Source organism: Butyrivibrio sp. AE3009 (assembly GCF_000420845.1).
Lineage (GTDB): Bacteria > Bacillota > Clostridia > Lachnospirales > Lachnospiraceae > Butyrivibrio.
Map to the genome: position 1 here is coordinate 1 of NZ_ATVS01000067.1, position 8,860 is coordinate 8,860.

The window sequence follows — 8,860 nt, forward strand, 5'->3', positions numbered from 1 at the left end:
TCCTGCTGCATAGCTTCTTTTTCGAGTTTCTTTGCTTCTTCCTTCTTCTCTTCTTTCTTCTTTTCGGCAGCTTCTTTGGCTTCTTCCTCGCGTTCTTTCTGCTCTTCATCTACATGCTCAGCTGCTTCCTGCGTCAAAAGAGCTATAGCCTCTTCGCCCGCTGCTTCCATAATATCTTCAGCTTCATCCTGAGCTTTCAGCATATCCTGTGACTTAGCTCGTTCTCTTTTCATATCTGCATAGCCCTGAACATTTCCCATCTGCTGAGCTTTTGCCCTGTCTATATCAAGTGAATTCTGCTGATTCTTCGCAACATAGTATAAAGCCTGCTGCTGATACTCTGACATTTTGCTTTTTTCTTCATCAGATAAGCCATCCTTGGAATTATTCATCTTAAACGCAAGTTTTGAAAGCTCATTATTCTCTTCGCTGTCCGGATCAATTCCATATTGTTCCTGTAACTCTTTTAGCCTGGCAGCATTCTCCATCGTATCAGCAGTCTTTTCGTTTATCACATCCTGAAGACGCTTTATCTCATCTTTAATGCCCTGCATCTGAGCATCCAGCTTCTTCTCGCCGCCAAAAGCATCTGACACAACCTTAAGTGCCTGCTTTCTTGCAAGGCCCTGCCTCTGCTGAACAAGACTTTCACCCTTGAGATTAGCCCCAGATACTGAGGACAGATTACCACTCTTATGAGCGGTTTTTCCCGCACCTGCGGCAATCCTGACATTATCCTGATTTTGAAAAGGATTTATTTGAACATCCGTGTTCTGTTGTATCCTCATAAAGCACCTCCACCTGCGATAAATCTGACACTATCATGTATCATGCATAATTATGGTTTTCTATTTGTATATCGGCAAAAAATAGCTTTTAGTCAAGCCCTGACATCAAAACTGCCATTTGGATTCACAACCATTTTCTCTGACAATTTTCTGGAAAACTGTTTTGTCAAATCTTCAAGATCTTTACCCTGCAGCTCCATAGAATAAAGGTCCTCTTGTGATTCTATAACTTGCTGTTCCTTCTGCAGTCTCTTCTCGGCTTTCTTTTGCTCTGCCTTTTTCTCTTTTAGCTTTTCAAGCCACTTATCTATTTCTGGATCTGTACCACCACCATCCGTCACAGTAAGTGTACACATTGTGCTATATTCTTCGCCAAATTCGATAGTCACAGACTTCAAAGTGTCTCCATGCGCTTTAGCTGATTGTTGGGCTGCCTTAATATAATCTGGTGCCTTTGCTAATTCTCGTTCCAGCCATGCGCCGGTTTTCTCATCAGCCATTGCTTTCGTAGTAATCCGCCAGTGACAGAGACAGCAGAATTAGCTCCTGGAGTCAAGCAGCCATATTTCTGTGTCAAGTAGTTCGAATATTCTTTGACAGAATTTGGCTTTTTCTTGGTATTTTCACCATTTGCAATTGTGTAAGGATCGTAAGCACCTGTAATTTTCATAATCTCAGCCCCTTCCTGACATACTCACTCCTTTTTATCGATATTTGAAGGCAAAATTGATGACAGCACATCTGAATAATTTCCAGTGCTCGTATACGTGCCTCCGGCTCTTGCTGCGGCGTTTGTCATTGACTGCGCCTTGTCGTAAACCTTTGATTCAAAAGAGTTATAACCTGTAAATACACTCTTTAAAGTACTGATATCAGCCTTTTTAAGGGCATCCTCATCAAGTTCTAGCTTATTATCAGCACCTACCGATATACCGGCTCGCTCCAGAAGTCTTTCTGTAGATTTCGTCGTCTTGGTCATCCATGCAGCATTTCTAAGAACATCTTTTGTGTTTGAACTTCCTGCACTCTCAATTGTCTTGTTGTAATTATCAACAAATGACTTTACTGCTTTAGTAATGGAATCCCAATCATAATCTTCTTTTGTAGTTTCCTCGCCTGTCTTCTCATCTTTTGTCTTTATCTGTTTCTTTTCCCAAAGCGAGTCCTTCATAAGAGCACCTGCGGACTTTGCAAGAGTTCCTGCAGCACTTCCCATAGATGTAAGTTTTGCTGACGAATCCCTGCCTGATGAAGCACTATCAGCTTTCTGTTTTGCATAGTAAGCCTTAACAAGTTTTCCATAGGATCCATTCTTTATGCTGGCATAATCTGAGAGGTTTATCCCACCCATGATGCCATTATTATTGCCAGCTCCTGAATTGATACTTAGACCAGCCAGGAATGAACTGGCATTTTGGTTATATGCGCTATAATCGTTATCTGTGCTATCATAATAGTTGCTCTGTGAATATCCTCTGATTGTTGACATATATCCACCCTCCTTTGCTATTACCCGGAATCCATTCCTTAAATGTGATAATCAATATGCCTGTATTTTTCAGGCAAAGCTTTATCAACAGGCATGTTATTTATTTCCTTCGCCTGAGCTATTGCAGCGGCATCAGTTTCAGCAAGAGCTTCATCTGATAGCGCTTCAAGATTCTCCTCGCTAAGCTCTGCCACGTCCTCTGCCATTTCGGTTAGTTCTTCAATCTGATTCTCAAGTTCATCCATGACCTCAGAAATAATACCTTTATCCTTATCGATACCAGTTGTTTCCTCGATCATTTCTTCACGACGCTCTTCCGGAGTCTTTGGAGCCATCTTCTCAGCTTCTTCAGCAATCTTTTCACCGCGTTCTCTGGCCTCATCCAGTATATGGAACATCTGGGAGTTGTTATATGAGGCTTTAGCTGCATCAATCTTGTCATCATACTGCTGGAACATATCGAGCTTCCTCTGGATATCCTCAAGAGAGTCGGTTTTCATGTTCTTTAGGTTTTCCTTCTGCTTTTCAAAGAAAGCAATCTGATTGTCGCGCTTTGCCTGTCTTTCCATTCGGTCCTGCGTAGCTTTGCTCATAGGTCTGTTAAGAAGATTTAATCCTTGCATGTTTATATTCATAGGCGTTCTCCAATATTCTCTGAAGCTCTTCAAACTGCTCCATCGTGAGATCAACGTGCTTTTCTTTGATAGGACTTGGATCTAATAGTTCCCTAAAAAATGTTTTAAGACCATCTGCCATAACCACCAGCCCCCTTCTTATGATCAAACCACCTGCTGTTTAGAGTTGAGCAGAGCACTTAGCGAAGTCTTTTTGAGCTTAGTGCGAGCCATGCAAGTTCACTTAGCGAGGTCTTTACGAGCTTAGTGAAGCTTGCTGATAATAATCCTCAAACAGCTTATTGGCTGCATTCATAGTCTCTTTGCATATAGCCGGAAGTTCACGTCCCCAGGTCTTAGTAGCCTGCTTGAATCCCTTTTCCATAGCTTTCTGCATCTCTTTCATCTTATCGACATCATCTCCCGCAAGAGCTGCAGCAAAGTCAAATAGTCTCTGAGATGTCTGCTTTACTCCATAGTATCCATCCTCGGAAATATCTTTCTGTGCCTGCGCTCTTGTAGCCGCATCAACCTTGATATTTCCACCAGCAAGCTGTTGCCACATGCTGTTTCCTGTAGCCTTGCCATATGCACCTACCTGTCCCTGCAGAGTTTTCTGAACTATTGCCATTAGCTGCTTTCTCTGCTGTTCCTCTGCTGCTTTCATCTGCTGAACAATAGCTGCTCTGTCTGTAGCTGATTTCTTATAGATTGCCTTGGAATCATCCTCTTTGCTATTCTTCTCTGTGGCTGTCTTCTCATATACAGCGCCCTGCTGGTTTACCGCTGATTCCTTCTTTTCGTCTTTCTCATCGTTCTTTGCCCAGCTAGGCTCAGCATTATTAACGCCTGCATAGTTGTAGTTTCCATAGTTTGTGTTGATTCCGATACTCATAATGTAATACCACCTCCGTTTCACTTCGGATACAGTCTTACTAAGCTCGCTTTGCTCGCTAAGTGCGACTAGCATCCTTTTATTAACATCTGTTAGCAGTATCCGTTAAAATAAAGAGCCCTAAAGGCTCGTTGCGCCCGAGCGGATTGCGCAAGCAATAGTTTTCCTTACCGCGAGGTGTGCATCCTCAGCGGAGCGACGTGATTATCGAAGATAATCTTAAACTTCAACATCAAATGATCCACCTGTTTCCACCGACATACTTTGCGATGATGTGGTGGTTACTGGCATATCCATTCCTCCAAGTGACAACGATACTCCGCAGTCATATCCTCCAGCTAATGAGGCTTTTCCAGCGTTTTCCTTTTCCGATTGTAATCTGTCAAACAAGGCTTTCAGATATTTTAGGTCAGCTTTCAGAATGTCCTTTGCTTCATCCGATCTGTGTTTCACCTTAAGCTGCTCCAGATCTTCCGGTGTCATAGATCCGGAAAGAGCTTCTGCCATCTCATCCAGATCCTCATCTAGCTCAGCTGTTTCGGATGCCTCTTCCATCATGTCCTCGTAAGCCTCATCCAGCTTTTCCATAAGAGCTTCAAACTCTTCCTGTTCCAGCTCTTTAATTTCTTCCTCAGAAGCTTCTTCATCAATGGTTTCTTCCGGCTCAAGCGGCATTTCTTCTTCACTTTCAATGCCTCTTTCTGCCCGTTCTTCCATCTTCAGATTCTTCTTTTTCTTGTCACAGGCACGCTGGACCATTTCTGCATGAAGTATAGCCCTTAGGATTTCTTCTTCATCATAGTCGCCGTTCTTTAGCTGCTTACGCAAAAGACCTATCTTCATCCTTATGCTCGTTGATACCTGTGCTGCTTTTCCTGAAGTCTTAGCAGCAAGCACCTGTGAAGAGACCTGTTTGAAACTGTAAAGAGCTGCCTTTTTCTTTTTTCCGGTCTGTTTAGTAGGTTTGCAGATTCCTATGGTTCCAACATGATTCCCATAAGCATCATAGAGTTTTTTTCTGTAATGCGTTGTATTTCCGCTTACATTTACTTCCCATCCGCCATTCACAGCATTATCACCTCCTTACAGCCACATGATAATGCGGTCCCAAATACCCATATCAGTATGATTATCCAGCTTTATAATTCCGTCATGAATTTCGGTTGCACTAATCTCAGCCCAACCACCACCGCCACCGATTCCGGGGATCTTATAGTAGCCGCCTGATGAAATGTGAAACCATTCATCTGTTCCTTTTGCCTCAGGATATTGCTCCAACAGAGCCTTTCCATCCACGTAAATATAATCATCATCAAAATCTACTACGATTGATCTTTCCACATCTGTATAGATTTTCTGAGCATTTCCTGTATAACAAATTCCACTTATCATTCCCAGATCATTGGTCCTATTATATGAATTGGCTTTAATGATTCCTACTGAAGCTACAACCAGAATCACTAATGCAACTGCACCAATAGATAGAATCTTTAGATTATAGGCTTTTCTGGCAACGATCCTTTCCAATCTTTTTTTCAGAATCTTATAGCTGTCATCCCACGCAAAAGACATTCCGCCCTCGCATCCGAGCTTTTTCCTTGTCTGCATCATATGCCTGGCACAACCTAAGATTGTCTCGCCATAATCACATGCATCAATTCCGCTTCTCTGGATTGTAACAGTGTCGCAGATGTCCTCAAGGTCTCTTTTCATATATCCTACGCAAAGATGCAGGAACAGATTAGGCCACAGCATAACTCGCAGGATATCATATGCCAGGAGTATCCAAAGATGTCCGAGCATAATGTGCGTCTCTTCATGCTTTATAACAACCCCGGCTTCATCGGATGAAATGCTTTCAGGGATAACAATTACAGGTCTTATGCATCCAGCGCAAAACGAAGACAGTTCACCAGGAAACGCCTTGATTACATATTTTGAACTGTACTCTTCGGAATCATAAAAACGGTTTACTGAATCTGTAAGCTTTTTCCTTCTCCACCAAAATTTAAATCCCAATGCCAATATTACAATGATGTAAAGAACTCCTATCCATGTGTGCCTTACACATAAATCATGCCACCATAGCATCAGATATAAACCGGCCTTAGTCTCATAGTAAACATGAAGCTTCCCGCAAAAAATAACAGGAATCAATAGACACCACAAAGCCGCCTTTCCAAAAACGCTCTTAGAAAACAGCGTGCTTCGCAGAATCATAATGATCCCCAGAACAAAAATCGTTATAATCGCACAAAAACCAAGTATGGTCGCGAAATAGACACATACAAATTCTAAAAATCCATATAGCTTATTAAAGAATAACAGCATTCCCTGCATAACTGCTCCTTTGCTCATCCGTGAGACTCATTTATATCTATTCAGTTCCTTCATAGATATTCGCGTGTCTCTTTGCCTTCGGCAAAGAGACACGCTCACTTTCGTATCATTTTCTCACGCCCTCATCAGCATGTGATTCGGGCTGACCTCTGCAATTATTATCTTTTTTCTTTAGCCTTAGCTATTAGGTTTTCCAGTTCCTTTATCTGTTCTTCAGATAGATTTTCTTTATCTAATACTGCAAATGCAGCGGAAAGCCTGTTACCTTCAAAATAGCTTTCAACAAAAGCACTGCTCTTTGCCTTTTGGCACTCCTCTCTTCCTCTTGCAGCTGTATAGTGATAAACCCTGCTGTCATCCGGATCCACGGTATATGTAAGCATTCCTTTTTTGCAAAGTCTGTTTATCAAGACTCTTACCATTCTCTGTGTCATCTTGGAAGACTTCGGAAGTCTGTCTGTTATCTCAGCAGATGTAAGGTCATGGCCGCATCTCCAAAGCACCTCCATGATCATCCATTCGCTTTCACTTGGAAGCATCTCTTCTCTTGGCATAATATACCTCCCGCATGTGCTTAATCAGATTATTTCTCTATTTATAGGATAACACATGAAATAACAAACATTAATTATAAACGCAAATTAATAAACATTTAAGATTTTAAGTCTTTATATCCAAGCTGTGATTAACTGAAATGCTTGCAGATACTTCTGAAGGAGTCGTTGGTGCTACTCTTTCGTCTATATGAGGAACACTGGTATTATAAGTTGATGCAGACTTAGTTTTCACTTCTACACCTGCAACAGTAATCTGTTTTTCTTCGCCTTCACCAGGAATCTGAACATTTCCGGAAGCCTTTTCAGCAATCTGTTCCTGAAGCTGCTCGGCCTGCTCTCTTCTCTCAGCACGTTTCTTCTCACGCTGCTTTTCAATACGTTCATTCTGCTTTTGCTCCTCAGCATCTGCCTTGGCTGCCTCGTTCATATTGCTATTAAGTTCTGACAGCTGAGACATTTCCTGTTTGCCAAGTTCTGATGCCTTCTGCTGAAAATGAGCAAGCTCTTCCTTCTTTTTCTCAACATTTCCACCAGTATTGGAATCCTGTTTGATCTCAGCTTCAAGCACTCCGGTTTTTCCTTCCATTTGCGACTTTATTGCATGCTGAGCTTTTACTTGTTTCATGGAACTACTGGCAGATATAAGGGATCTTGTCATTATATTTGATAAAGCCATTTGTCTACCTCCGTGTATTATGTATCTATAAATATTGCGCCTAAAAATATGTATAGTTATCCTTACATCTTATTTATCGGATAACATTTGTTAATAGTTAATAGCTGTTATCGTTTTTTTATTTTTTTCCATATAGTGCTACCTTAAGAATTCATCTATTTTCCTATTTACAATCCTTACATCCAGTGGCATATCTTTGCTTTCCATGGTTATTATTAAATTATCTCCAATGATAAGTCCATTTTTCTCATAATCCATTAGCTTTTTGAAGTTTTTGTTGGCATATCCCTCTTCTTCAACCAGGCCAAGGTGCTCCCAATAAATAGTTTTATCCTTTTTCACATTGTAAAGAACAAAATCCGGATATATACGCCTTTCTAATCTACTATCATTGTTTTGCTCTGAATTATAATGATCTGCTTTCAGTTCATAACAGGGTTCGTACTGATATGGTATGCCGCTATCACAAAATGCATCTGCAAGTATTTTTTCTGATTTGGATCTAACTATTTCTCCTCGCTTAGTAACATAAGCAATATCTTTTTCATATGAATTCTTACCGCCGGGATTGTTATGATACCATTCTTCAATTCTCATATCTTGTGAAGGAATTATAGGATTGACCATAATTTTTCGGCCTTGATGAAGTTTATCATAGACAGCATTGATTGCATTAAAATCATAGCTCTTTAGAAATTTCTGAAGCTTTTTGCTTGAGACTTCCAATTCATTCTTTATGCTTATATCATATTCTCTTTGAACAAGCGCTTTAATCTTATCTTTCTCATAAGTCGGAATATATTTTTCTTGCTCTTGCCCCTTAGCTCTGAAATGATATTGCGGACAACCATGGCTGGAACAGACTCGAAGCTTTCCCTCTTCGATATTCCACGCCTTCTTTAATCTGTTGTCTGCCTCTTCAAGTAACAGATTTAGTTCATCTAACTGGTCATTTAGTTCTTTTGTGTAATCGATCACGCTATCCTCCTTTTTTCTCTATTCATTTACATGGCAAATTCTGACAGTTCTATAGTTACACTCTATTGTTATGCTTTATTCTTATGCTCTATTCTTTTGCTCTATTCTTTTGCTCTATACAAGCCCATCATTCTTATTCGTAATACAGATAACATTTAGTTGTGTAACAGTTGGCTGATTACGTCTTTATGCATGTTTTCTCATATATGACGTAGTCCCAAAATCTCGTTACGTCTTATAATGTAATTTTCTGTATGCGACGTAGCGGTCCCACAGAAATTCAAAACTGGTTACGTCTATCTGCTAAAATCATTGAACAAGACGTAATCCTTCTGCCCGTTTTTTCACTTCCAAAGTAGCTTTACGTATTTATACATTTTCCCCAAATATAGACGTAATAAAATACTTAGCACGCTACTTCTAATAAATAAAAATGGGATTTTAGACGTAATGCCCGGAAAGGACTACGTCTGTTTAGATAAAAACTCTAGATGATACGTAATTTAACCGGATAATCCAGCCA

At 40.5% G+C, this 8,860-nt stretch carries 11 protein-coding genes; all 11 read right to left on the minus strand.

The annotated features are described in order from the left end of the window. A partial coding sequence (locus G588_RS0117725; RefSeq protein WP_026668887.1) for a hypothetical protein occupies positions 1-788 on the minus strand: 788 nt, incomplete at its 3' end. Between the two features lie 92 nt (positions 789-880). Beyond that, positions 881-1,288 carry a hypothetical protein gene (locus G588_RS21880; protein WP_051139971.1) on the minus strand — a complete coding sequence of 136 codons (408 nt, stop codon included), beginning with the start codon at positions 1,286-1,288 and terminating at the stop codon, positions 881-883. Positions 1,289-1,482: 194 nt separating this feature from the next. After that, entirely contained in the window at positions 1,483-2,277 is a 795-nt protein-coding gene (locus G588_RS0117735) for a hypothetical protein (protein WP_022780030.1), read from the minus strand. 38 nt (positions 2,278-2,315) lie between these two features. Next, positions 2,316-2,870: a hypothetical protein gene (locus G588_RS0117740; RefSeq protein ID WP_196805008.1), complete on the minus strand. Its 555-nt coding sequence runs from the start codon at positions 2,868-2,870 to the stop codon at positions 2,316-2,318. Positions 2,871-2,877: 7 nt separating this feature from the next. Continuing rightward, positions 2,878-3,033: a hypothetical protein gene (locus G588_RS22635; RefSeq protein ID WP_022780032.1), complete on the minus strand. Its 156-nt coding sequence runs from the start codon at positions 3,031-3,033 to the stop codon at positions 2,878-2,880. 114 nt (positions 3,034-3,147) lie between these two features. Continuing rightward, the gene (locus tag G588_RS0117750; RefSeq protein ID WP_022780033.1) at positions 3,148-3,786 is read right to left on the minus strand and encodes a hypothetical protein; all 639 of its coding nucleotides are present in this window, start codon (positions 3,784-3,786) and stop codon (positions 3,148-3,150) included. Positions 3,787-4,005: 219 nt separating this feature from the next. Then, positions 4,006-4,854 carry a hypothetical protein gene (locus G588_RS0117755; RefSeq protein WP_022780034.1) on the minus strand — a complete coding sequence of 283 codons (849 nt, stop codon included), beginning with the start codon at positions 4,852-4,854 and terminating at the stop codon, positions 4,006-4,008. A gap of 15 nt (positions 4,855-4,869) precedes the next feature. Further along, a complete protein-coding gene (locus tag G588_RS0117760) occupies positions 4,870-6,144 on the minus strand; it encodes a M56 family metallopeptidase (protein WP_081644413.1) in 1,275 nt (424 codons plus the stop codon). A gap of 140 nt (positions 6,145-6,284) precedes the next feature. Then, positions 6,285-6,680 (minus strand): BlaI/MecI/CopY family transcriptional regulator, encoded by a 396-nt coding sequence (locus G588_RS0117765; RefSeq protein WP_022780036.1) that lies wholly within the window; start codon positions 6,678-6,680, stop codon positions 6,285-6,287. A 106-nt stretch (positions 6,681-6,786) separates the two neighbouring features. Beyond that, the gene (locus tag G588_RS21885) at positions 6,787-7,359 is read right to left on the minus strand and encodes a hypothetical protein (protein WP_022780037.1); all 573 of its coding nucleotides are present in this window, start codon (positions 7,357-7,359) and stop codon (positions 6,787-6,789) included. 138 nt (positions 7,360-7,497) lie between these two features. Continuing rightward, positions 7,498-8,337: a hypothetical protein gene (locus tag G588_RS0117775; RefSeq protein ID WP_022780038.1), complete on the minus strand. Its 840-nt coding sequence runs from the start codon at positions 8,335-8,337 to the stop codon at positions 7,498-7,500. Positions 8,338-8,860 lie beyond the last annotated feature (523 nt).